The following is a 24,459-nucleotide window of genomic DNA, read 5'->3' on the forward strand; positions in this document are numbered from 1 at the left end:
TCACTCGACGAGATGCTCGTTGAGGCGGTAGAGTTCCTGCTGATCGACACAGTTCATAATCGTCGCCGATGGGATAATTTTCCCCGCCGAGCAGTGGTCGTACACTTCGCGGATGAGTTCGTAGTCGTCGGCGTGGTCGAGCGTCAACCGTCGCTCGACACGGTTCTGGAGACTTTCGTCGTCGAATACGTCGGTTGACGTAACGTTTTCCAGGTCGAACTCTTCGGGGAACTCTCTGTAGTACGGTGTGACGTGCTCGCGATGGTAGGTCGTCTCGGCATTGGCTCGCACCCGTTTGAAGCTCTCTCGTGTGAATGCCTCACATCCCCATCCCAGCGGGAACGTGCGCGGCATCGAGTTTGACACGTAGTCGACGGCCTCCCGTTCGAGTGATTCGACCACACCGTCGGTCACCTCGGGCGGGATGAGCGGCCGGTCGCCGCACATCCGGACGATAGTGTCCGGTTCGACGGTCTCGGTGGCGCGGTAGAGCCGCTCCAGTACGTCCGTTTCTGACCCGCGGAACACGTCGACACCCGCACGTTGGGCGTATCGTTCGAGGATGTCGTCTGCAGGCTGATCTGACGTGGCGACGATCACCTCGTCGACTCGCTCGGCCGCTTTCGTCCGCGCTATGACGCGTTCGATGACGGGCGTCCCTGCCAATGGGAGCATCATCTTTCCCGGGAGACGGGACGATCCCATTCGTGCCTGGATGATTGCGAGAACGTCCATTGGAATAATAGTTAGAACCAGTTGCGAAAGCTATGCTGACGCTTGCGGGTGCAGTTCTATTCTTCCGTCTTGTTAGTGGAGGACTAGGCTTATATTTGTTGGGAGGGGCGTACTCTCTATATGCGTAGCCGTGTACTCTCGGGTGCTTCTATTCAGGAATGGTACAAATATTATGATTCGCTTTCCAGTGGTGGAGCGTATCACAATCCAGCATATCTTGACCTTCTCGCCGGGAATTTTGAATCCCCCGATGAACAGATCGAACTGTTTGTGCTAGAGGACGGTGATGATTACGTGTACTATCCATACTTTCGTCGGTCGTTAGCCTATGCTTCTGTCACCTCAGACGAGTACGATTTGTCCAACTTCTCTGATATCGTGTCTTCGTGGTACTATGGCGGCCCGCTCCTCTCGTCGAACAACTGTGAATCTCTGGTTGAGGAATTTGTAGACTCGTTTTCCGACTATTGTGACCGAGAAAACATCGTCAGTGAATTCGTTCGGTTCGACCCAAATCTGTGTAATCACGAGGTGTTCGACGACCTCTCGTCAGTTTGTAATCGCCAAACGGTCTATGTCGACCTGACCAAGTCGACCAAGACGCTGTGGGACGAATTCGAAAAGCGAAATCGGAATGCGATCCGTCAAGCACAGGAGGCTCCAATACAGATCATGCCCGCGACAGAGACTTTTCACTACGAATCACTCTATCGTATCTATCGTGAGGCGATGGAAGCGAGAGGTGCCTCGAAGCATTATGAGTTCTCAGATAGATTTTTTGACCAATTGCGCGAGCTTGAGCTCTCTGAATATATGATTGCGCTATACGAGGGTGAAGTTATTGGCGGATCGATTGTGGTCTACGAAGACGGTGTCGCTCATGATTATCTGCGTGCGTCCGATCCCAAATACTGGGATATGCGAGTGAACAATTTGCTTTGTTACGAGACGATGATGGAGATGCGTGACCGAGGTGTAACACGGTTCGATTTCCAGGGTGGGAGACCTGGTGTATTCAAATTCAAAAAAGCGTTCTCCCCTGACCGGGGTGAGTTCCATATCAGCCGTAGAACACACAATCAGGAGGTGTATGACCATCTTTCTGCTCGAGCCAGGCAACAGGGTATCGACACAGATTCGAATTATTTTCCAGCATACCGCCGGGATTTGAGCAACTGAGTCCAGACCGCCCCGTGCGTTGTCGCTCTCATTGTGTTCGGCGAGACGAACTACAATTCAAGTTTGACGATGTATCGGTTCGGTCCTGAATCGGGTGTATACTCATCAAGTGAGAGTGGGATTGGGTCGAAATATGGTTGCTCGGACCCCTCGTCCTGAAATTCTAGCGGGAACAGTGTGCACGAAGCGATGGAAGTGCACTGTTCCAGGTCGCGGATGATGCTCCCAATATCGTCCGAATTATACCGTCCACTGTTGCGCTCGACGACTCGCTGGATGGTCTCGTTGTGGACGTTTGGGAGCGAAAACACGACTGTCCCGTGCGCTTGCGTCGCATCAACCAGTTGTTTGAGCCCCTCGCGAGGATTCGCGTATTGTAATACCTCGGTACAGATCAACACAGATGCACCTTCATCCCTGATCCCAAGTGACAGTATGCTTGATTGGAGAACTCGCGTCGCAGTCGTCTCTGGGACGACCCGTTCGAGGGCGTCCTGTGCCTGCTGGAGCAAGCCTGCCGAGATATCCACTGCAATAATTCGGAGGGTGGAGAAATCAGATGTTTCGACGAGCAAAGCGAGAGTTCTGCCTGTCCCACAGCCCACGTCGACGACTGTATCTCCATCTTCGAGACACGACTGGGCTATGTTCACGGTGATGTCATGGATCTGCTTCATCGTCTTTTCGTTCGAGAAGTCCAGTATCTCATGCTCAGCAGTATATTGTTCTACCTGCTGATCGAAGTGAGATTTCCAAAAGGAGACATGGCCTTCATTTCCCATAAACCGTCTAGTGCCGGGAGAATAATGTAAATAACTGTCCGAATTCTCAAACGAGACCTGTCGACGACTGTCCGTCGGAGGGAAATTGATTGCCGTTCAAACTGTTAATACGTGTATTTCCAGTGGCTTCATTGTCCCCGTTTCATAATGGATGTGCATGGACGAACGGGTAACTGTCGCCGAACCGATTATTGGCGAGGAAGAACGCGAGAACGTTGACCACGTTCTCGACAGCGGACGGTTTCTACAGGGGCCGTACGTCAAGGCGTTCGAAGACAAGTGGGCGGATTTCGTCGGCGTCGACCACGCGGTCGCCGTGACCAACGGCACGACGGCGATCCAGCTAGCGCTGAACGCGCTGGGTCTACAACCTGGGGACGAGGTGATCGTCCCCAGTCTCACGTTCGGGTCGACAGCGACTGCCGTCGTCCATCAGGCAGGGGTCCCTGTCTTCGCCGATATCGACGCCGAAACGTATACCCTGGATCACACCGATCTGGAACGGTGTCTCTCCGACCGAACTGAAGCCATCCTCCCGGTGCATCTATATGGCCATCCTGCGGAGATGGATGAAATTGTCTCGTTCGCCAGGAAGCACGATCTCGCTGTTGTCGAGGACGCTGCACAGGCACACGGCGCTCGATACAGGGGTTCGGTCGTGGGTAGTATCGGTGATGTCGGCTGTTTCTCATTCTATGCGACGAAGAACATCACCACTGGCGAAGGGGGGATCGTGACGACTGACGACACTGATCTCGCCGAGCGAATTCGTCTCCTTCGTAGCCACGGGATGGAGACCCGGGATAACCACATCGATTTGGGCTATAACTATCGAATGAGCGAACTCAATGGGGCAATCGGGACCGAACAGATAGACCGTCTCTCCGGCTTCAATCAGCGTCGGCGAGCAATCTCCGAACGGCTGTTCGACGAACTCGCGGATGTAGAGTGGTTGACTCCCGCAACAGTCCGTCCTTACGTTGAACACGCCTACTTCTGGGCACCGTTCGAAATCGACACCGACGCCATCGGGAAGACCGGAAAAGATGTCTGGCGTGACCTTGACGAGCGCGGTGTCGAGACTCGCCACCGATACACCGAACCACTCTACAAACAGCCGGTCTTCCAGGAACATCGCGGCTTCAACAGCGACTTTCCCTGGAGCGAGAATCCACGCGACCACGCGTACGACTTGGAGCTAGAGACGGTCGAACAGGTCGCCGGCAATATGATCGGACTCCCGAATCACCCGAGCCTTACGGACGAGGAGGTCGCCCGTGTCGTCTCGGTCGTTCAGGAGTATGGAACATGACGGCCACTCGCCCGGCTAGTCCGCGGAGCCGACAGGGTTAATCGGATTGGTGCAGACCTCGTCGTATGGCCAGTGACGGATTTTCCGAGGAATGGGACTCTCTCTGGGAAATGGCACACTCCTACGGGAAGTGGCCGTGGACGGACGTCGTCGCGCTCGTCAACGAATACTGCTCTCTCGGGGAGTTGCGGGTGCTCGAACTTGGTTGTGGACCGGGGACTAACATCCCATTTTTCCAGACACACGACGCCGACTACTACGCCGTCGAGGGAAGTGACCACGCTGCTCGAATCGCCCGGAATCGGTTTCCGAGGTACGCTGACCAGATCGCTGTTGCCGATTTCACCGAGTCGATCCCGTTCGATGGCCCGTTCGATCTGGTACTCGACAGGGCCTCACTCACCGCGAACTCGACCGAACGGATCGAACAGTGTCTCTCGATGGTCACCGATCGCCTTCGATCCGATGGCCATCTCATCTGTATCGATCTCTACGCCACGGACGACCTGAACTACGACTCGGACGGGAACGGTCCCGACGAGTACACGCGACGTGGATTCGAGGACGGGCGGTTCGAGGGCATGGGTAAAATTCACTTCTTCGACGAGGACCATCTGCAAGAGACCTTCGACGCGTTCGAGCCACTACATTTGACTCATACCACTGAACAACTCAAGATTCCTCAACAGGAGCAACGCGCTCAGTGGACGTTCGTCGGAACACCGGTCACAGAGTGAGCAGGGGTCGGTGTCCCTGTTACAAGTAGCCGAATTGTTGCATGTGTCGCTCGACGTCGGTCGAATCACTCTCGGCTGGCGCTGTCTGATCCTCGGTTAGCGAGGAGACATCTGCCGTCCCTACCATCGAATCGTCGACGACGAACCACGGGAGTTCTCGCAGTGTCGGATGTGTGATGTTGGGATGGCCGAACCGTCCGTCTTCGCCGAGATGCTCGCCGTGATCGGCAGTCAGCAGGACCGTGCAATCTAGATACTTGATGAGGTCAGTGACCTGCTCGAGGACTAGTCGGAAATTTTCTTTGTATGCCTGTCGGAGTTCGTCAACAGTGGGTTCGCCGTTCGCGATCTGATCCGGTACATGATAGTGCGGAAGCGACTTACTGTGCTCGGTCCGCGTTTTTGGAGCGACTGCCCCCTCAATATCGTCTAGCTCCCGTTCATCGCGCTTGGGTTTCCAGGTCTCGATCGGCGTCTCACCGATATAGGGTTCGTGTGGTTGGAGGTAATGGACGACCGACCTCGTCGTATCGCTCGTCTGTAAGTAGTCGTAGACGTGTTCGTTGACCGCTTCTGGACGAACGGTGAACAGTTGGTCGTTGAAATCTGTTTCCCAGACGTGAACGATCTCCTCGAAGTGTTCGCGTGGCCTGAAGTTGGTGTTTCGCTGTTCACACTGAACTCGGACACGTGGGATGTGGCCGAAATGTACGTCAGGTCGTAGTCGCCGTCCTAAGTTTCTGGGACCCACCGTGGTGTCAGGTTTGTCGCGCTCCAGGCTTTCGTGAGGAACTGCAAGACTCCTTTTTACGCAAGAAAATGATATTTCGGATCGATCACCGACATCTATGTATGCAACTAATCTGCGTTGGTAAAAAGGTTGGCGCCACGGCACGGAGCACTGCTCAGATGTCGAGTGAGCCGCGTTAATTTTGGTGTGAATTGTGATGGACCGCGAAGGGTTCGAGTCACTTTTCAGCTACGAGAAAATCATCGCGTCTGAACGAGAGCTTACAGATGAGTATTCTGCCACAAAATTACAGATATCCTAAATTTCGAAGTTGTTGTTTAGATAACTCTTTGATACTGTCGGTAGTGTTTTCAAGTTCCTGTTTTACCGCCATCCGTTTTGCTTCCAGAATACTCGTCTGAAAACGGTGTTCTTCTGCATCGGGAAACGTCTCGTCGGTTTCAACGAACGTCTGATTACACGCATCGGTCGGGCTAAAATTATACCGTTTTACTGTCCCGATGCTGTCCCAGACAATTTTTTCGTTGTCATGATAAATACATCGGATTAGGCGATCCCAGTATGTGAGGTTCTCTGAAATAGGTATTGAACCCGCTCGCCCAATCACTTCAGCAACTACTGGATCATCACTGAAACAGTACCGCTCGTCCTTGGCAAGTGCCGTGATCAACGAACCAATTTCAATGTTACTCGTCAAGGTACTGACCTCTTTGGGGTATCCGTCGGGGGGATTGACAATGACGAGCGGTACGTGGAGTACACCTTCGGTGAGACTGGTTATGTGTCCGATAATATCATTATCTTCCTCAAACCCGAGATTCTCGCCATGATCAGCTGTCACGACGATAGTCGTCTCATTGTCGGTCGCTGACTGGACTTCGTCTATCCAGGCGGTGAGATGTCGGTCGAGATAATCAATTGCGGCGCGATACAGCTCACGCTGATTCTGTAAGAACTGTCTGTACTCTCCGGTATTATGGCTAATCCCATAGTTGCCTGATTCAGGAGTTTCTTCGGCACCAGGGCGAGATGGTGGAACCGAGTAGAGGCTAGTATCGTACCCCCGCTGGACTGTCGGTGAGTGGGCCTCCATCAAGTTCAGATACATAAACACTGGCTCATCCAATGATTCGTGGGTATCAAGATAGTCTTGCGCGACCGAGAGCGTCGTCTTCGTCCCTGCGTCTCTGATCTGCCGCCATGGACGATCAACAAATAAATGATCGTAGATTGATAGTTTCGTAAGAATACCATTCGCTAGACTGCGAACCGGATTAGCATCACGTAATGCTGCAGTAATATAACCGAAAGTGCCTGTTTCGGCGAGATTGAGATCGGCCGGCGACAGAGCATCGTCGAATTGAAAATCGTTAGTTGATACTTCGAAGAACTCGTCGAATAGCGAATCAAAATCATACGTGCTACTCAAATAGGCGTTCGGACTGACACCGATTCGTGTATGTTTACTGAAATTATCAAGAAAAGTCTCAGTACGGTTGATTTTCGAGAATTGTGGTGGATGGGTGTGTACCCCGTGTTCGTGTGGGAGAGTCGCTGTGAACATACTCCCATGGCTCGGTACTGTCCAGCAGCTGGCGGCTCGAGCCTGGTGGTAGACAGTATCCGCGCGTTTATTCACCAGAGGTGCGAATTCCTCAAAATAATCCTTTCGGACGGCGTCTAGACAGACGAGAATGACATTTCTCATCTTATCAATTTACAAGCTGACTGAGTATATGTTTTTTTGCTCCATATCGTCTCGTAGAACCAATCTCATTGCGTGAGCTTCTCACGATCTGGATCATCTTCCCGTTAGATGATAGTGATCCAAACGATAATCAGTTCATACCGTGTCTTCAGCTCACGAAAGAGCACCCCACTCTCCCAGCGACACCGGTCGGTTGTTGCGAGATCGCACGGGAGAAACTCACTTCTCGGGTGATTCGCGATACGGTCTTGTGACGGAGACTGTTGACGGCCAGAACTGCCAGTGAAAGCCGAAGGGCATAACTAAACCGCGCCAGAGGACCAGATATTTTCCCGGTAGACCGATTTGTGTCGGAATCGGCTGCCGCGGACCTGCTGCAACAGGTCCGCTGGCGTGATGCAGTCTACTACCCCCGCTGTTGTTCTGACCAGCCGGTTAGGAACGGCAGCTATCGAGCGTACCAACGGTATCTGTGTAAGGATTGCAGACCATTGGTGTTCGGTTAAGCACTGGATCGCCTCATGAAGGCCTCAGCTACTCGTTCGCTGAGTAAGAGCCGCGATTTCTCTGGTTGGCGGGTGTCACGAAACATCAGTTCCGACAGATTCGGCGGTGGATGGCCGAACGACTGGGCTAGATCTTCGAGAATGAGCTGGGCGAGGGACCGGAAGGTCTTCGCCCAGCGCTCAAGCGGGAACACCGTCTCTGGAAACTGCTCTTGAAACACGCCGAGCAAGGCTCTGCTGACCGTCAACGTCAGCAGAGCCGCCACCACCAACAGGTGAACGATCGCTGGATCACTCGTCTAGAACTTCTCCAGCCCATACAGCGACTTCAGTTCCCGAAACAGCAACTCCACTTCCCACCGCAACCCGTACAGCGCCGCGACCTGCCTCGGAGTGAACTCATCGGGCAGATTCGTCACGTACAGAAGGTAGTCGTCGGTGTCCGCAACGAGGACACCGACGACGCGAAACTCCATCGAATCGATTGACTGCTTCCCAGCGTATGCCCGCCGTTTGAACTCGATCTCCACGGTTACGTGGATGATCTCCCGAGTCAGATCTCCCAGAATGTCCCGAAGACGACGCTCCGGCAAGGAAATGGCGCGCGAGTGATCACTGGAACTATTGAATATTCAGCGAAATGCGCTACAGCCATTGGCTCCAGGTGAAAACAACTCTATGCTTTCACTGGGGCTCTCACTCGTCTCAGCGCTGTATTCAGTTCTTGCGCATACCACTCCGCGCGATGTCTTCGATTAGCTCGGCTGGAAACAGGGAAGTCAACCGCCGTCGTATGAGATCCGGGGAGGGTTGCTTGAACACATTCTCTCCCCACGCGGTCTACAACGATAGCTTCGTCACCAGAGCGCTGCCTGTCGGTTTCTCCGCCTAACCGAACACGGATGGTTGTAGTGATTAGAACTAGTTGCTTATTTCTGGTAGAGAAACCTGGCAAAGAGCTGTATCGATCGCTGTCGTTAGCTCGTCGAGTGAGTCGAAAAATCGATTGCTGAGAGCATTCTGGAATCTATCACCTTCTACGCGAATCCGTATTGCATTAGCAGCCGAAACCGACACCATCTAACGATTCACCAGAGTCCCCCCCCCCTTTTGTTATCCCTGTACTAATAACCGAGTATGAAGATACTCGTTATAGGTGGATCAGGTCTTGTCGGCTGGTTCTTCGTTGAGTCGTGCGTTGCAGAGGGACTCGATGTCGCCTATACGGTTCATACGAATGCCGTCGAACACAAGGGCGTACCAGTCTACACGGTAGATATCCGAAATGCCGAAGAGACAGCCTCCGTTATCAAGGATATAGATCCAGATATTGTTTTTCACACTGCAGGGATATCTGATGCAGATCAGTGTGAGCGCTATCCGGACCAATCGCATGAAATCAATGTTGACGGGACTACATATATTGCAGACGCTTGTGAGGTACAGGGAATCCCACTAGTGTTCGTCTCCACGAGTATGGTATTTGATGGTTCTGAGGACAGCTACACCGAAGACGATACGCGAAGTCCGAAAACCACGTATGGCGAACAGAAGGTTGCTTGTGAAGACATCGTCCGAGATACGACGGTTGATTCGACAGTTATCAGAATCGATCAACCGTATTGCTGGCCAATGGAATGGCATACCGGAACATTCGTATCGTGGACCTATACCCACCTCTTAGCGGAAAACCCGTTTCCCGTGTTCACCGACTGGTACAATACTCCGGTGTTCATGGACGATCTTACCGATGCTGTCATGACGGTGATTAGGACGGGATCCACAGGGACGTACCATATTGTCGGTTCAGAGTTTGTCTCCCGATATGAATGGGCACGTCAGATAGCGAACGCTCTTGGATATGATCCGGACCTCATTCGACGCGGACACTCGGAAGGAGCGGGCCTCCCTGCCGATCGTCCTGCTGTCAACCTCAGCAACGAACGGATCAAGGGCTCTCTGAATGTAGAGTTTCGATCAATCTCGGAAGCGCTCTCTGTGCTCGCATCCCGCCGTCAGATCAAGAATCTCTCTACCGAGGGGCATATGCACCGATAGACACTGTCTGAAACCATACCCATTTTCAGATTGCGGTGAATTACTAAAAACGTGTCATAGAAAATCTCACAGCGGGACTGCAGGGTGTGTGATGTGCGTCCAGCCAAGTCCAGTCTTGCAAGACGTAGCTTCGATCCATCCCAATCGACATCTTGGCACGCTCTTCTGTAGAGGATTGTTAGTCAGTTCTCAGCAGTAGCTAGAAGTCACAGCGGGCAAGGGTGGCGCAGCCGCGCCACCCGACGAACGATGATGCCAATCAATGTGTCCGTCTCGGAGCGTCGGGCCGCGAATCTGCTGGCACAGATTCTCTGGCGTGACGGCGTCTATTGCCCGCGCTGCTGTGGCGAATCTGTGATTCGGTACGGCAGCTATCGAGTGTTTTCAACGGTATCTGTGTGAGGATTGCGGCCGCACATTCAACGACAAGACGGGCACTGTCTTCGAGTACTCGGCGATACCGCTCAGGAAGTGGTATCTTGCCGTCTACACCTATATCCGACTGAACGTCAGTATCAGACAACTGGACGCTGAACTCGCTGTCACCTACAAGACGGTCTACCGGCACGTCCAGCGCTTCCTGCGGGCGCTGGACGCGCCTCGGCCACCGCTCGAAGGCCCAGTCGAGATCGACGAGCTGTATGTTTCCGCCGGGAAGAAGGGCCGCGAGCGCGACCGCCCGTCGCGCTCGCGCGGCCTGTCCACGTGCGGCCGTAGAACGTATCACGAAGACAAGCCGCCGGTGTTCATCCTCGCTGACCGCGGGAGTGGAGAGACGTACGTTCACCCGGCGAAAGCCGCCGAGGAATCGACGATTCGACTCCTGCTTGACGACCGTCAGCAGGAGTCGCTGACCGTCTATATTGACGGCTTTCGAGCGTACGAACCCCCCTCGACGGCGACGACGCCTTCGACCGGCAATACGTCGTCCACGGCGATGGTGAATACGCTGCTGGAGACGTCCACGTCAACACCTGCGAGAGCCACGCGTCGCTGGAGTGATCACTGGAACTATTGAATATTCAGCGAAGTGCGCTACAGCCATTGGCTCCAGGTGAAAACAACCCTATGCTTTCACTGGGGCTCTCACTCGTCTCAGCACTGTATTCAGTCCTTGCGCATACCACTCACGCGACGGTGGCTCCCGCCCCATCAAGGCGTCTCCAAAGACAAGCTCACACCCTACCTCAGAGCGCTCCAGCTACGGAAGTAAGTCCGCCGCAGACCCGGCGACGAAGCGCTCAAGACCATCCTTGAAACTGCGCTATGACGTCACCAACAATCGCTTACCCAAGAGCGTCTTGGCAAGTCGCTGAATCAGTGAACTTCGCTGGTGACCGCCACCTTGTTTCTGCAGTGAAGCGATGTGCTGAACCAACGGATTTCGCCGTCACAGTTGAGAGCTATCGCCTGCTGAACTCACCGAGAATCTATGAATACATCTACTGAACCCTATGATTTTAGGAAGTACCGAATATCGAAACCGTACAACGGGCTGTTCAAACAGTGACTATATGAGCAGGTACCACTAATACGGTCATTATGAAGGGTGTGATTCTCTCGGGCGGGCGCGGAACTCGACTCCGGCCCATTACTCACACAGGCCCTAAACAACTTATTCCAGTTGCAAACAAGCCTGTCCTTGAATACGCGATCGAGGATCTCAAGGACGCCGGTATAACTGATATTGGTATCGTTCTGGGTAACGTCGGCCGCGAGGAAATTCAAAAACATATAGCCGACGGATCAAAACTCGGAGTATCAATCACATATATCGTTCAAGGAAATCCTCTCGGTCTCGCTCACGCAGTCGGTTGTGCACGAGATTTTGTGGGAGACGATGATTTTGTTGTCTATCTAGGAGACAATATAACAAAATTTGGTATCAATGCTCTCGTAGAACGGTTTCAAAGGGGATCATATGCTGCGACCGTCGCGGTTCAGGAGGTAGATAACCCGAGCCGATTCGGTATTGTCGAACTTGATAAAAACGGAGAGGTGGTATCTTTTGTAGAAAAGCCAGAAAACCCTCCGACGAATCTTGCGTTGATTGGAACGTTCGTATTTTCACCAGATATATTTGGGGCAATAAAGGCAATCAGTCCATCGGATCGCGGCGAATTAGAGATAACAGATGCCATCCACTGGTTATTGCAGACCGGCCATAGTATCGATCCTCACATAGTCGAAGGCTGGTGGAAAGATACTGGAAAGCCAGAGGATATTTTAGAAGCAAACAGATTCCTCCTTGATCAGATCGAATCGTGTCTTGATGGCTCAATCGGGAAGCATGCAACTGTTTCTGGGATAGTCGAAGTTAAAAAGGGTGCAACAATTGAGAGCGGTGCAGTCGTCAGAGGCCCGGTATCGATCGACCAGGGCTCGCTTATCAAAGACGGCACGTACATCGGACCATACACGTCCATCGGACCGGATACTATGGTGAAGAACAGCCACATAGAGAACAGCGTTGTAATCGGCGAATCGGAAATAGAGACAAACGAAAATATTGTTGACAGCATTATCGGACGGCGGACAGTGATCGAGAGTCGAGAGGAAAAACTCCCAGATGGGAACCGATTAGTAGTTGGTAAGGGTTCACAACTCGGAATATGAATATAGTAACACTATCCTGCCCGGTATGTGAGACGATCGTCGCGGGAAATGTCTTGGAGGAGCACCGTGTGATGAAGTGTCCCCGGTATGATTGCTACGAGATTCTTCGGTTCAATGACCTATCTGAGGAAGAACGTACCGAACTGGTAGAGAACAGAGAAAAATACGAAATATAAGACTAATAACGCTACACCAGATCAACTGACGGCTGTGGGATGATGAACCGACCGCCTTGCCCCCGAAACTCGTGCTCATTTTTCAGTATCGTGTCGGCGTAATTCCATGCCAAGAGCAAAGCATAATCGGGAAGTTCTTCATTGAACCTTTCTGGAGGATGCACCGGAATTCCTGTCCCGGGTGCGAATCTTTGCTGTTTGGCCGGTGTCGTGTCAACGAGAAATTCAATCATTTCCCCTCCCAAATTACAGTAATTTAACAAAACATTGCCTTTCGCAGGAGCACCATATCCCACTATTTTTCCCCCAATATCACGTATATCCGTCAAAATTGATCGTAATTGAACCCGGAAAAATTCAACATTATTTGCAAACGCATCGAAGGTGTCTGAATCATTGAGGCCCATTGCTCGTTCAAGAATCATGAGGTCATCAACATACCTACATTTTGGGTACGGGCCGGTTTCAGGCTGAAGATATAGGCGGATCGAACCACCTTGCGTATCGATCCGGTCAACGTCAAAGACTTCCATATCGAATTGGTTAGCCAACTGTTGGAGTGGTCGGACAGCAAAGTACGAGAGGTGTTCGTGGTAGATCGTGTCGAATGTGACATCATGGATGAGATCAACAAGATACGGAACTTCCATGATGAATATCCCATTATCACCAATCAGGGTTTTTATCCCAAGCATAAGGTCGTGCAAGTCGTCAAGATGGCCGACAACATTGTTTGCCAGAACTGCTGCTGCCGTCCCGTGTGAGTCGACGATATCCAAGGCTACGTCAGCACTGAAGAACGAATTTCGGATGTTTAGACCGTGTTCCGTTTCGGCCACTTCCGCGACATTCTTTGCTGGTTCGATACCGATTGTCCGAATATCGTCATCGAATTGACGGAGTAGAAGTCCATCGTTGCATCCAATCTCAACGACTAGATCATCCGAACCAAGGAATCTATCCGCTACAACTGATGCATAGTCCGTGAAATGTTCCACCAACGGTGTGGAGGCTGACGAAAAATATGAATATTCTTCGAATAATTTTGTTCTATCGACGGTGTGTCGTAGTTGGACGTGGTTACAGTTCTGACAAAATGTGGTGACAAGTGGATATGTCTCGATATCTTCATCTGGTGAATCAGCAAATGAATTTACTGGAGGAATATCACCGAGATGTAAAAAATCGTACAGTGAACTTTCGGAGCAGATGCGACAGGTATCTCTAGTTGAATACGCGTCACCAGACATGGCTTTCCGTTTTAGCGGTGGCTGATAAATAAAGCCATCGTGATGATTAGACAACTATTCACATTCGGCAAATCCTACCTCCGCGGTCCATCCGCATTCGGTTAAGACACGAAACCGAGTGACAGCGCTCTGTTGATGTGGTTATTGCTGTAGACCGCATGGGGAGAAGTTGTGAAACCAGATTTCTCCCCAGATGTTGTACGACGGCGGTTGACTTCCCTGTTTCCAGCAGAGCTTATCGACGACCTCGCCCGCGAGCGCGAGGTCGTCGAACGGCATCGAACACTTGACGTTACGATGTTCGTCTGGACGCTCATCGCGGGCTTCGCCTCTGGCGGCGAAGCACGCTCCATCGCTGCATACCGTCGATCCTATAACATCGTCACTGGGCACGGACTCTGTCCATCGATCTTCTACGACCGGTTTACCGAGGACGTTGCCGATCTTCTTGGCGACCTCCTCGAACACGCTGTCGAGGAGGTCGCCGTCCCACACCATCTCTCACCAGCCTTCGAGCGATTCCGTGATGTTGTCGCAGTTGACGCTACTATCGTCCGATTACATCGGTTCCTGTCGGCGTTTCCAGCAACCCACGAGGGCGTCTCTGGTCTCCAACTCAATCTTGTTCATCACGTGACCGAGCAGTCGGTGATCTCGGCCGAGATCACCGACGAGCGTACCCACAAGAGTACGCTGTTCAAAACCGGCGCATGGATGGGTGGACGGCTGTTTCTGCTTGATTTGGGCTTTTTCAAATATCGACGGTTCGCGCTGATTGATGAAAATGACGGCTTCTTCGTGAGCCGTCTCAAGCGAAGCGCTAATCCGCTAATTACCGAGGAACTGAAGGAATGGCGCGGCCACGCCATTCCGTTGGTCGGAAAGCGAGTATTCGACGTTGTTGACAGGCTTGACCGGGAGGAAATCAATGTTACAGTCGAAGTATCCGTCGAGCGGCGGCCCTACGATGGGAACCAATCGGTGACGCCCAAGGAGTTTCGAGTCGTCGGCGTCCGCGACGAGGACGCCGACGACGGCTACCGCCTGTACATTACGAATCCGCCTAGTGAAGAGTTCAGATTAGGTGCAGTGAAAGCGTTGTACCGTGCTCGGTGGTCCGTTGAATTGCTGTTTCGTGAGTTGAGGTCTCGGTACGAACTAGGGGCATTCCAGTCTGAGAAAGAGCATATCGTTCGAATACAGGTGTTGGCGGCTCTGCTGACACTGGTGGTCAGCAGAGCCCTTCTGCGGGTGTTCATCAACCAGGCCAGTGAATGCCAAGATGGTGTGACGTTTCCAGCAGAACGCTGGGCGACCGACCGGAAGGTCGTCGCCCAGCTTGTACTCCTCTAAATCGCAGCCAGCTACGGGTATCTCCGGCCAAATCTAGCCGAATTCTTGTATCGTGAGGCACAGCAACCAGCTCCATCTCGGCTACGCTGCTTGGGGAGGTGACTGCAGAGCTATGCAGCGGTTTCTGAGCTTAACCGAATACGATGCTCCGCGGTCATTGGTCTTTAGTTAGCCCTCACACCTCGGTTGCGTCGCGGTAGCGAGCGTCTCTTGTAAGATCGGTCGTTGCTGGTGGATCTTCTGTGCATCTTCGATCAGCCGCTCCAACAGCGGCGGTGGCGAGTAGCCGAGATACTCACCGAGTTCGTGGAGGACAAGCTGGGCGTGCGACCGGGAGGTCGCCGCCCAGCGTTCTGGCGGAAACACGATCTCATCGTCAGCCTGTTCAGTGACCAGGTCCAACAGCTCACGGCTCACCAGCAGTGACAGCAACGCTGTGTACAACAGAATTTCCACGACAGCCGGGTTGCTTGTGTCGCATTCGTCCAGTTCGTACTGCGTCTTCAGCTCACGGAACAATGTTTCTACCTCCCACCGACACCGATACAACGTTGCTAGATCCGCCGGCAAGAACTCTTCTCGAGGCAGATTCGTGATGTACAGGTGGTAGTCGTCGGCGTCCTCGTCGCGGACGCCGACGACGCGGAACCGCTTCGTATCCAGCGACCGCGTTCCCTCGTACTGCCCGCGCTTGAACTCCGCTTCGACTTCTACATCAACGTATTTCCGCGAGAGGTCACCGACCACATCGTGGATCTGCTCCCCCTCTAAGGGAATGGCGCGCCCGCGCCATTCCCGTAATTCCGCCGTTATCACCGGATTCGCGTTCTGTTTCAGCCGACTCACGAAGTAGCCGTCGTTCTCGTCGATCAGCGTGAAGCGGCGGTACTTGAAGTACGCGCGATCGAACAGAACCAGCCGTCCGTGCAGCCACGATCCTGTCTTGAACAGTGTGCTGTCATGCGTTTTCTCGTCAGTTACGTCGATCCGTTCAATTGTCTGGTCGGTGGCGTTGTGGAGCAGGTGGAGCCGTGCTCCAGCCTGCTCCTCGTGGCGAGCTTCGTACTCCTCAGACAGAAACTCGTGCAACCGCAACACGGTTCCATCAGCGATCATCACGTCCCTGAAGCGGTCGATATCAACATCGACAGTGTCGGGAACAGCGACCTCGTCGAGCGCGGCCTCGACGAGGTCGCGGAGATACTCTGCGAGTGTCGGTGTTAGTCGATGGTAGGAGCCATCGGGCGAGAGTGGCTCGTCGGCTGTGGCGTTGTAGCTGCGTCTGAACCCAGCGAGTGTTCGGCTCTCGCCGGCGGCGAAGCCGAACACGAGCGCCCACACGAGGACAGGAACCTGCAGATCACGGTTACGTTCGACCACGCCGAGTTCCTCGGCGTGCTCTTCGAGGAATTCGGAGGGAAACAGTGTAGTGAGCCGACGCATGATTCTCGATGAGGAGGTTTTGGTGTGCACAGCCGTTACCTCCTCATTCCTCTCGAAAAGAACCCTCGATAAGACGCTGCTGTCACGCGGTTCCTCGACTAACTAAAGACTGATGTTTGAGCAAGTCATGGCGGTCTGACGAAAGATTTAATAACCGGTAGAAATTCCGAAACAGACAGTCAGTTCGAAAAATAAACGTATGTGAGTATCAAAATGTCTAATGAACAAACTGAGTGGCTATTGTTTCAATACATACGAAGAGGTACGAGCTCAATACAAAGAAACGGTCTAAAAAAAACTGTCTCACGGGCGACCGACATTTTCCGGAGACAATTGTATCAACCTGTTGGGAGACAGCTTTTCAATCGATATTCTTTTCCAGTCGCTGAAGATTCAGGTGCTGGCTACCAAACATTCTACTACGGTTCTAAGAGTTCGTTAACTATCGACTCTCTGGAGGGAATAGATCACCCTGGTCCTCTCCTCAAATATGAGGGGAAGACGTTTGACATCGGACGTCCGTTCTGTCTGGTTATTCCGAATGGGACGCTTCTTGGTTCCTCCACCCACAAATACGTAAGCACGCCAGTGTCAGTCCATGGTCAGATTCCAATCACATCAGACAGAGAAGCTAAATGGCAGCGTGACTACTTAGAGCGTCTCTGTCAAGACTGGCTAGGAACACTCTCTACGCTGTACGAGTTAGAAATTGGGTCCACTGGAACTTCGAGATACTCGGAAGACATCATCTGTCCGCTCGTCATGAAAGGGAGTGGGTACGGCCACTGGATGACTGAATTTCTCCCCCGCGCTGAGGGTATTCTCAAGTATCAAGAGCAAACCGATCGGTCGGTTCGTGTTCTTCTCAATGGGGATGCACCCGACTGGATAGTTGAGTCGTTGATAATGGTAGGAATCGAGCCAAGCAAGATTTCGCGCTGGAACGGACAAACTATCCTCAACCACGACATCCTATATCCGGCTAGACGCCACACAATTCGGGAAATCCTAGCGGATGTTGACCACGCCCCAGATGTTAAGATACAATCTAATGAAGGGCTAAACTGGGTAAAAAAAAGAGCACTTGGAATTAATACTAATGTTAGAACTCCAAGGAAAATATACGTATCACGGAACGATGTGAGTGATAAACCTGAGTTCTCGAACGAACGCCAAATCAGAAATGAATCAGAGCTCATTTCACTACTCAGCCAGTTTGGATTTGAGCGAATCTTCCCAGCTGAGTATACGATACCAGAACAGGCAGCACTTTTTGCTGGCGCGGACGAGATCGTGATACCCCTTGGTGCCGCGATGGCTAACCTCATGTTCGCCGAAAATGCTAACGTTGTGACTATTTTTGGAGAGAAGATTCATCCGTGGGGCCAGTACTTCGAATCACTCGGCAAAATCCAATACGATTATGTCAGGTGTACGGAGAAAAACGGGTATATCAATGTGGATATCGACCGTCTAAAGAAGATAATTCGGTCGCGTTAATTTTGGCGTGAGTTTCGTAACGTGACCCGGTTCTGGAGGCGAAGAGCTATAACAGACCGCGGAATTTGTCTGCCAGTTCGGCTACACCCTGATCAAGCGTATACGTCGTGTCGAACCCGGCCTCCGAAATCCGTTTATCGCTGACAATATAAGACAGTTGATTGAGTTGTTCTGCTTCGGTGTATCCGATCTCTACTTCGGGGAAGTGGCGTTCGATCGCGTCGATCACGTCTTGAAGCTCGGCGTTTTGTCCCACAACGTTGTACGGTCGGCCGTCTCCGAGTTCCGTCGCGGCGAACAGCATCGAATTAACAGCATCTCCTACGTGTAAATACGGGCGTTTCTGTTCTTCTGCACCCTCATAGACGGTGAGTGGCTGGCCTGTTGCTGCCAGCAGTGCAAACTTGTCGACGACAGTGTCGAACCGCATTCCCGTTGTCCACCCATAGACTGTTCCAAGTCGCAACGCAGTTAGTCCCATAGTTCCATCATCTTTGCTGAGCATTTCCTTTTCAGCATGTAACTTCGCTTCTCCGTAGGGTGACTCTGGCTCACAATCGAAGTCTTCCGTAATTTCGTGCTCGGTTGTCCCGTAGACAGAACACGTCGACACATTTACAAATTGTTCAACATCTGCCTGTCGTGCTATCTGGAAAAGAGTTACCGCGCTCTCGTAGTTCACCTCACGAGTCTTTTCAGGGATGTCGAATGATTCCGGTGCGTTCGTAACAGCCGCTAGGTGAAAGACAGTGTCGACGTCTTTGATAGCAGCTTCGACGGCTTCCCTATTCCTAATATCGGCCTGAATAAAACTGTACTCGGCATAGGACGGAAGATTCCACAGCGTGTTGAAACGGGGCTGTCGGAAATTGTCCAGTATCCTGATTTCCTGGTTCGAAAATACCGGATGATCCGCAAGTTCGCGCACCAGTCGTGAGCCAAGATAGCCTAGTCCTCCAGTTACTAGAACTGCCATATTGAATCCATGGTAAGAGGGATAATATATTGTTGGTCTAGTAGGATGGTGAGCAAGGCATTTAGATAGTGGAATAATACTGGTAACAGGGAGGGCCCGAATGCTCAGATTTGTTCCGACGGATGATACACAGTATGTTCAACCCTGTCAGAGTATATGAGTGGTGGTTGACGGAGAACGGACTATGAATAAGAGAAACCTAATTCGATCCCTCGGAATCGACAAGCGGGGTGCGGAGTTGTACTATCAGTTCACGCCAGCACTTCCGACGGACATCCGGGAGTGGCTGTCGAATACCGAGTTCGACCGGATCGACGCCCGGGAAGCCGACGAGGTCGCGCTCTTCCCGATATTTCACTCTCACCGGTACCGGACGATTCTATTCGGGTTGCTGGCTCACGCTCTCAACTACCGCGGCGTCGGGTCCGTGTTCGTGTTCGGAGACGGGCATTTCGAGGCATGCAAGGGAAACCTGACCGATTACGAGGACAAGTGTGTCACCTGCGTCAAAGAGAGCGAAGCGCTCACGTCGGCGATGAATCTACCCGTAGTGTTTCTCGACGAATTCGATTACGAGGGGGATGTCTCTCCCGATGTCCGGACTGGACTGGAAAAATACGCACGGGCGACGACGATTTATCAACTTCAAACCGCACAGCTCGACTCCGACGACGACGCTCAGATGGACCTGTTGTCTCGATTCACCGACACAGCCAGCGAGGCGTGGAACGCAGTCGAAGCACTCGACGCCGAGTACGACTTCGACTACGTGGTCTCGACCGGGTCCGTGTACGCGCCCCGCGGGGCCGCCATCGAATATGCCAGTCGAAACGATATCCCGATCACCGCGTTCTCCGACCCGGCAAACGGGACCAGCGGCAACGAGTTTCTCGTCGGTCGTATGGACGGACCACGCCTTCAGTACCTCTCCGGCGACGCGTGGGAGTGGCTCAAATCGGATCCGCTCTCTTCCGAGCAGGTCGAACAGGTCGACGCGTACATGACCGAAAAAATGGAAACCGATCGGCATCTACGGTTTTCGAATCCCGACGAATCCATCGAGACGGACGCGGACACCGAACTGTACTCGATGTACACCCATCTGCCGTGGGACGCGGCGATAGCCGGGCGGTCACATCCGTTCAGCGACCAGTACGAGTGGGTCACGGAGACTATCCGGGCCTTTCGGGAGTTTCCCGAGCGCGAACTCGTCGTCAAGGTCCACCCTGGGGAGAAACTCTACGGGACGAACGAGAGCATGAGCGAAATCATCGACAGCCGTTTCGACACGCTTCCCGACAACGTTCGCGTCCTTCCGGCAGATACCGACGTCAACCCCTATACCTTGATTCGAGCCAGTGACGTGGTCCTCGTTTTCCGGTCGACAGTGGGGATGGAGGCGACTTATCTCGGAGTCCCGGTGATCACGGCGAGCAACGGCCACTACGCTCATCGCGGATTCACCTACGACCCGGAGACGACGGAACGATACGTCGAGTACCTCGAATCCGGGCGTGAGTCGCTGACTGTAACCGACGAGATGCAATCGCTGTTGTGCCGGTATCTCTACAACTTCGTCTTCGAGCGACCAATCGACTTCCCGTTTGTCACGCAGGAACCTCGCCAGGGCGAGTGGCACCTCCGTGACCTGCATTCCATCGACCAACTCAAACCCGAAGGAAACGACGTGTTGGACGAACTCTGTACCGCCATCATCGACAATACGTCTTATTTTTACACCAAGACACACGAGACGTTTCAATCGTGACGTCAAACCGACTCGAACCGCGTCGATTATCAGACCCGACTCCGAGTGGGAACTAATGGGTGAGATTGCCCTGGGCGTCACTGTCTTCAAGCGGATCGAGAAATTGGAGACGCTCCTTGCGTCGGTCGACCACGACACTATCTCCCACGTCTACGTGGCCGACGACGGTGAGATGACCGACAGGAAATGCGAGGTTTACCATCGCGAGTACGAGTTTCCCCTCACCGTTTTCGACCTCCCGTTCGATGCAGGTCTGGGGGCCGGACGCAACAGAATCGTCGAGGCATTCGACGAGGAGTACTTCCTGCTCGTCGATAGCGATATGGAAGTCCCACACAACGTCGACCTGTTACGAGAGCAGATAGCCCAGCGGCCATCGGTCGGGGGCATCTGTGGAATGTTTCTCGAGAACGACCGGTTCTACACGCCGTGTTCGGATTTGTTCGTCGAGTCGAACACGGTGGTCAAGGACATCAGAGAACGCAAGCGAATCGAGTCGGTCGCGGGAGCACCGTTCGTGGAGTTCGACTTCGTCGCGAACGCGGCACTGTTCCGCCGAGAGTGTCTTGAGGCGTACGCGTGGGACCCCGAGTACGTCATCGGGCGAGAACACATCGACTTCTACTTCGGACACTATCGAGAGACCGACTGGCGATTCGGTCTCTGTCCCGAGGTTCAGTTTCCACACCACCCCGGCGGAACTCAGACTTACGAGGCACACCGCTTCGACGCCGACAAGTACGACGAGGCAGAGCGGTACTTTCTGGACAAGTGGAACCTCGACGGATTCGTCTCGAACAAGACGACGTGGGTGGATACACACGACCCGGTCTACGGACGCAAGCCGCCGTTCTCGCTGCTCGATAAGGCTCGGATGAAGTACAGGACTGGAGGACTCGGCCACCTCTTGTTCGAGGGTCTCAAGTACGTCGTCAAGTGAGCAGTGTACTAGCCGTTAGGTGTGGAAGAAATTCAGGCAATACGAGAGCCCACGTTCGTACACATTTGGGTCCCGTTGGTACGCGATGTGTGATCCGACGGATGCGTTGTTCCAGTGTGCGTACTTCGGCCCTTTCAACAACCGCAATAGCAGACGAGGATCAACGCGTAGTTCGACATATGGTGGCTCTCTTGCGTTCGATCGCTCACAGTACTCGTATCCATCGCCACGCATGCTAATTTTCGCACACTCTTGATCCGAGAGCCGAATTAGCACGTCTTTTTCACTCTTGAATCCGATCTGCCGCCGCATCTCTTCCATCTTTTCGTACGCGTCTGGTATCTTCGTCTTCAACGCTTCGACTGCAGGGAAGTCGTCGCTCTCGTATGCGAGTCTTTGGTCCGCCAGTTCGGTTCTGATGTAGTGTTCGAGTTCTGCTTTCGTTGGTGGTGCAAACTGGTTTAGACGGCGTCGGTCCTCGATTTGGAAGACGTTTCCGGGCTGTAGCGGGACACATTTGTGGCTCTCTGAGTCGATTTCTGCAGTTTGTTTAAAATATTTAGCCGCCTCAGCCGGCGAAGGAACCCCTCTGAACTCGTTCATCTCTACGAGGCTTTGCACCCCGCCGTACTCGTTCAGTTCGTGAAGTTGTCCTTGGAGAAGGTACGTTCCTGCAAACGGCGTGTATGTGTCGGGCTCGAATAGGTCGACGAACTGTTCCCCTTGCTTGTAGAATTGCTGTCGCTTTGCTAGGGCCTCTCGCCGCTTCTCTGTCCGAGTGAGGTTTGCAAAACATTGGGGATACGGCCCTGCACCGGCGTAGCCGACTAGAAGATGGTTGATGTTTTGGTATCGCTGTTTGACAATTCTCGCGGCGGGCTTGGATAGCTCAAACGGGCAGTCGTTGACATTGACAAGTGTTGTTTCGCCGTTGTCGAATACGCACATCGTGTCGATGTGTGACCCACCGTATCCATCGCTCGAATCGTCGAGCCAATCACATCCAAACCATCGACCGCAGTTCTCAGGGTTGCAATTGTCGGCGGCAAATATATTGATATGAAGGTCACCGTCCAACTGCACTCGTTCGTCGTGTGGGAGTTCGACCGCGTCGAATCCCATGCTCTGCACGTTCTCTTTTAGATAGTCAAACTGGAAGTCGTGGATCAACACTGGTACGTCCGTGCTGAGTCTGTCGAACGTCTGCCGATGAATGTGGTCCGGGTGGATATGGCTTACGTATATGTAGTCGACATCAGTGTAATCCTCGATGCTGATGTCGTCTGATGGGTGATGGGCCCACGACCCATAGTAAGCCCCATCGAGAATCCACGGGTCACACAGAACTTCAGTCCCTTTGTTCCGGACAACAACTGCAGCCGACCGGACGAATTTTAATTCCACAATTTTGACACATCTTTGAAAAGGTATAAAACCATCGAATACGATAGCGTTTAATATTCGATGTTACAGCCTCGTTCCGAGGAGTGGCCGAGGGAGTTGACGCGATGTCCTGTCGGGGCCGATTAGCGAACATTCACCGCCGCGACGAACTGTTCGTGGAGGGTGTCGGGCGATGCGTCTTCGGGAACGAGAAACTCGTGACACGGGGTATCGGCGATACCTCGGGCCATCACCGTTGCTAATTCATCAAAGTATGCCGACAATTCCAGCATCCCGAGCGAGCCAAGTTCACACAGGATTGGGAGCTCGCTCTGCCACTCTCGGAGGATAATCGAAAACAACCGGTTCCGAAGTTCGTCGTGGGACAGCGGTGCCAATTTAAACTCGGTGTCGTCGACGCGGCGAAGGAAGACCACCCGGTCGAGAGTCCCACTCGTCGCGATGGATTCGGGCCCGTAAATCTCGTCGGCCGGTACCGTCGCGAGGTAGTCTCCGCCCCGAATCTTCGACAGTGCAAACGACGTCTGCTCGTAGTACCCGAACCGGTGCAGTAGCGATTTCGTGAGACCGACGAACGGAGCGTTGTCGATGAGAGACCTGAGGACTACCGTGGCGATCCGCTCTCGCACTCGCTTGGTGTCCATGTCGTACTTCTCGAAAACCGCTGGATACACGTCGCGATGGTACGCTTTGAAAACGAACGAGCGTGGGAACGAAAAGCAGTCACCGGCCACGTCCAGACAGACAATGTCGTCGCCAAGCACCTGCACGTCGTGTGAGGTCACTAGTTGCCCCAAGAGTGCGGTTTTTCCGACCCCGCCCGCGCCAGGGAGGAGCGTTGCACCCCCGTCGCTGTCGACGTAGCCAGCGGCGTGGACGAACACGCACTCCTGATGGAGTAGTTGTGACTGCAAGAGCGGATACAGATTGACACCGCTCGCAGTGTAGACCGTGAATCCGTCGTCGGTTCGTACGACCGCGAGTTTTCGGTCCGTGTCGTACCAGTAGGTCCCGTATCGACCCGACGTGTCGTAGTGAACCGTCTCGCCGGGACGGGTCTCGAACGTGTCGAACGGATACACCTCGATGGACGGAGTCTCCGCCCCTCGCTCGACTTCGAAGTAGTCGAACTGAAAATCGAACTGATCCAAAAGGGGACCGGGAAGCGCCGTCGAGACCGAGATATGGAGAAAGTCGTGGATCTGATAGTGTCGCATCGTCGGAGACATACGAGTCATATCCAGAGGGGTACTGAAATTACGTAT

17 protein-coding genes and 6 pseudogenes are annotated in these 24,459 nt (G+C 53.1%); 11 read left to right on the plus strand and 12 right to left on the minus strand.

Annotation, left to right across the window (positions count from 1 at the left end; genetic code table 11):
* Positions 1 to 735 (minus strand): glycosyltransferase family protein, encoded by a 735-nt coding sequence (locus P0204_RS12265; protein WP_276179604.1) that lies wholly within the window; start codon positions 733 to 735, stop codon positions 1 to 3.
* Positions 736 to 855: 120 nt separating this feature from the next.
* Here P0204_RS12265 and P0204_RS12270 point away from each other — a divergent pair, with 120 nt between their 5' ends.
* Complete coding sequence (locus tag P0204_RS12270) at positions 856 to 1,914, plus strand: GNAT family N-acetyltransferase (protein WP_276179606.1); 1,059 nt, start codon at positions 856 to 858, stop codon at positions 1,912 to 1,914.
* A 50-nt stretch (positions 1,915 to 1,964) separates the two neighbouring features.
* On the opposite strand, the gene P0204_RS12275 is transcribed toward P0204_RS12270, so the two are convergent.
* Complete coding sequence (locus tag P0204_RS12275) at positions 1,965 to 2,696, minus strand: class I SAM-dependent methyltransferase (RefSeq protein WP_276179608.1); 732 nt, start codon at positions 2,694 to 2,696, stop codon at positions 1,965 to 1,967.
* Between the two features lie 157 nt (positions 2,697 to 2,853).
* Between P0204_RS12275 and P0204_RS12280 the strand changes: the two genes are divergently transcribed.
* Positions 2,854 to 4,008 carry a DegT/DnrJ/EryC1/StrS family aminotransferase gene (locus P0204_RS12280; protein WP_276179610.1) on the plus strand — a complete coding sequence of 385 codons (1,155 nt, stop codon included), beginning with the start codon at positions 2,854 to 2,856 and terminating at the stop codon, positions 4,006 to 4,008.
* A 65-nt stretch (positions 4,009 to 4,073) separates the two neighbouring features.
* Positions 4,074 to 4,745 (plus strand): class I SAM-dependent methyltransferase, encoded by a 672-nt coding sequence (locus P0204_RS12285; protein ID WP_276179612.1) that lies wholly within the window; start codon positions 4,074 to 4,076, stop codon positions 4,743 to 4,745.
* 19 nt (positions 4,746 to 4,764) lie between these two features.
* Here the strand turns inward: P0204_RS12285 and P0204_RS12290 are convergent, their stop codons facing one another.
* On the minus strand, positions 4,765 to 5,496 hold the full coding sequence (locus P0204_RS12290) for an alkaline phosphatase family protein (RefSeq protein ID WP_276179614.1): 732 nt from the start codon (positions 5,494 to 5,496) through the stop codon (positions 4,765 to 4,767).
* Positions 5,497 to 5,782: 286 nt separating this feature from the next.
* Positions 5,783 to 7,204, minus strand: a complete 1,422-nt coding sequence (locus tag P0204_RS12295; RefSeq protein ID WP_276179616.1) for a sulfatase-like hydrolase/transferase — start codon at positions 7,202 to 7,204, stop codon at positions 5,783 to 5,785.
* Positions 7,205 to 7,530: 326 nt separating this feature from the next.
* Between P0204_RS12295 and P0204_RS12300 the strand changes: the two are divergent.
* Positions 7,531 to 7,689: pseudogene (locus P0204_RS12300) on the plus strand (transposase-like zinc-binding domain-containing protein); the annotation flags it as partial.
* Positions 7,690 to 7,706: 17 nt separating this feature from the next.
* Here the strand turns inward: P0204_RS12300 and P0204_RS12305 are convergent.
* Positions 7,707 to 8,315, minus strand: a pseudogene (locus P0204_RS12305) (transposase); the annotation flags it as partial.
* Positions 8,316 to 8,631: 316 nt separating this feature from the next.
* Positions 8,632 to 8,739, minus strand: a pseudogene (locus P0204_RS12310) (IS630 family transposase); the annotation flags it as partial.
* Positions 8,740 to 8,847: 108 nt separating this feature from the next.
* On the opposite strand from P0204_RS12310, the gene P0204_RS12315 reads away from it, so the two are divergent.
* From P0204_RS12315 to P0204_RS12325, 3 genes and pseudogenes are all read left to right on the plus strand, one after another.
* The gene (locus P0204_RS12315) at positions 8,848 to 9,768 is read left to right on the plus strand and encodes an SDR family oxidoreductase (protein WP_276179618.1); all 921 of its coding nucleotides are present in this window, start codon (positions 8,848 to 8,850) and stop codon (positions 9,766 to 9,768) included.
* A 249-nt stretch (positions 9,769 to 10,017) separates the two neighbouring features.
* A pseudogene (locus P0204_RS12320) lies at positions 10,018 to 10,768 on the plus strand (IS1595 family transposase); the annotation flags it as partial.
* A 542-nt stretch (positions 10,769 to 11,310) separates the two neighbouring features.
* Positions 11,311 to 12,384 carry a glucose-1-phosphate thymidylyltransferase gene (locus P0204_RS12325; RefSeq protein WP_276179620.1) on the plus strand — a complete coding sequence of 358 codons (1,074 nt, stop codon included), beginning with the start codon at positions 11,311 to 11,313 and terminating at the stop codon, positions 12,382 to 12,384.
* 187 nt (positions 12,385 to 12,571) lie between these two features.
* Here the strand turns inward: P0204_RS12325 and P0204_RS12330 are convergent, their stop codons facing one another.
* A complete protein-coding gene (locus P0204_RS12330) occupies positions 12,572 to 13,558 on the minus strand; it encodes a class I SAM-dependent methyltransferase (RefSeq protein ID WP_276179623.1) in 987 nt (328 codons plus the stop codon).
* Between the two features lie 51 nt (positions 13,559 to 13,609).
* Positions 13,610 to 13,810 (minus strand): annotated as a pseudogene (locus P0204_RS21085) (class I SAM-dependent methyltransferase); the annotation flags it as partial.
* Positions 13,811 to 13,981: 171 nt separating this feature from the next.
* Here P0204_RS21085 and P0204_RS12335 point away from each other — a divergent pair.
* Positions 13,982 to 15,265: pseudogene (locus P0204_RS12335) on the plus strand (IS4 family transposase).
* Positions 15,266 to 15,331: 66 nt separating this feature from the next.
* On the opposite strand, the gene P0204_RS12340 reads toward P0204_RS12335, so the two are convergent.
* A complete protein-coding gene (locus P0204_RS12340; RefSeq protein WP_276179625.1) occupies positions 15,332 to 16,606 on the minus strand; it encodes an IS4 family transposase in 1,275 nt (424 codons plus the stop codon).
* A gap of 333 nt (positions 16,607 to 16,939) precedes the next feature.
* Between P0204_RS12340 and P0204_RS12345 the strand changes: the two genes are divergently transcribed.
* On the plus strand, positions 16,940 to 18,106 hold the full coding sequence (locus P0204_RS12345) for a glycosyltransferase family 61 protein (RefSeq protein WP_276179627.1): 1,167 nt from the start codon (positions 16,940 to 16,942) through the stop codon (positions 18,104 to 18,106).
* A gap of 46 nt (positions 18,107 to 18,152) precedes the next feature.
* Here P0204_RS12345 and P0204_RS12350 read toward each other — a convergent pair whose 3' ends face one another.
* Positions 18,153 to 19,082: an NAD-dependent epimerase/dehydratase family protein gene (locus tag P0204_RS12350; protein WP_276179629.1), complete on the minus strand. Its 930-nt coding sequence runs from the start codon at positions 19,080 to 19,082 to the stop codon at positions 18,153 to 18,155.
* Between the two features lie 184 nt (positions 19,083 to 19,266).
* Here P0204_RS12350 and P0204_RS12355 point away from each other — a divergent pair, with 184 nt between their 5' ends.
* Together P0204_RS12355 and P0204_RS12360 are read left to right on the plus strand one after the other, a co-directional pair.
* Positions 19,267 to 20,850, plus strand: a complete 1,584-nt coding sequence (locus tag P0204_RS12355) for a capsular polysaccharide export protein, LipB/KpsS family (RefSeq protein ID WP_276179631.1) — start codon at positions 19,267 to 19,269, stop codon at positions 20,848 to 20,850.
* A gap of 55 nt (positions 20,851 to 20,905) precedes the next feature.
* Positions 20,906 to 21,790 carry a glycosyltransferase family 2 protein gene (locus P0204_RS12360; RefSeq protein WP_276179633.1) on the plus strand — a complete coding sequence of 295 codons (885 nt, stop codon included), beginning with the start codon at positions 20,906 to 20,908 and terminating at the stop codon, positions 21,788 to 21,790.
* 15 nt (positions 21,791 to 21,805) lie between these two features.
* On the opposite strand, the gene P0204_RS12365 is transcribed toward P0204_RS12360, so the two are convergent.
* Together P0204_RS12365 and P0204_RS12370 are read right to left on the minus strand one after the other, a co-directional pair.
* Positions 21,806 to 23,194, minus strand: a complete 1,389-nt coding sequence (locus P0204_RS12365) for an MBL fold metallo-hydrolase (RefSeq protein WP_276179634.1) — start codon at positions 23,192 to 23,194, stop codon at positions 21,806 to 21,808.
* 122 nt (positions 23,195 to 23,316) lie between these two features.
* On the minus strand, positions 23,317 to 24,423 hold the full coding sequence (locus tag P0204_RS12370; RefSeq protein WP_276179636.1) for a hypothetical protein: 1,107 nt from the start codon (positions 24,421 to 24,423) through the stop codon (positions 23,317 to 23,319).
* Between the last annotated feature and the right edge of the window lie 36 nt (positions 24,424 to 24,459).

It is taken from the genome of Haloarcula halophila, assembly GCF_029278565.1.
Classification (GTDB): Archaea; Halobacteriota; Halobacteria; order Halobacteriales; family Haloarculaceae; genus Haloarcula; species Haloarcula halophila.